This is a genomic window from Methylocella tundrae (assembly GCF_901905185.1).
GTDB lineage: Bacteria > Pseudomonadota > Alphaproteobacteria > Rhizobiales > Beijerinckiaceae > Methylocapsa > Methylocapsa tundrae.
Window position 1 is genome coordinate 1 of the sequence record NZ_CABFMQ020000033.1, and the last position, 414, is coordinate 414.

Consider the following 414-nt stretch of genomic DNA (forward strand, 5'->3'; position numbering starts at 1 on the left):
CATCTCAGGTGGCCCGATGTCGACGCTGGCACTGGGATTCGCTGTCGAGGGCGGTATCCTCGTCATCTCGACGATTATCACCTTGGTTCTTGTCCACCGCCACAAGTTGTTCCGCATGCGTGACTTGCACCCGCCGATGATCACCTCGACTTCTACAGCCGACTTCGCGTTCTCGGTCAGACCGCGATGAATGACGAATTGGCATCTCCGTCGGTGCGACGTGCGCTGGTCGCTGACGTTGTCTGCGTGATTCTCTTTGCGACGATAGGGAGGGCCAGCCATGGTGAGGCACTGTCACCGGGAGGTCTGCTTCGGACCGGAACCCCCTTTGTGCTGGGTCTCGTCGTTGGATGGGTCATCGTTGTAACGGCGCGTGTCGCGGCTCTGCGGTGGCTAGCTGGGGTGGTGCTGTGG

At 60.6% G+C, this 414-nt stretch carries 2 protein-coding genes; both read left to right on the plus strand.

Going from position 1 to position 414, the window contains the following annotated elements:
* Nucleotides 1-190: hypothetical protein (locus tag MPC4_RS04200; RefSeq protein WP_174511424.1), on the plus strand; the 190-nt coding region annotated here is incomplete at its 5' end.
* On the plus strand, nt 187-414 hold a 228-nt coding region (locus tag MPC4_RS21695), incomplete at its 3' end, for a DUF3054 domain-containing protein (RefSeq protein ID WP_174511425.1). The genes MPC4_RS04200 and MPC4_RS21695, both read left to right, overlap by 4 nt.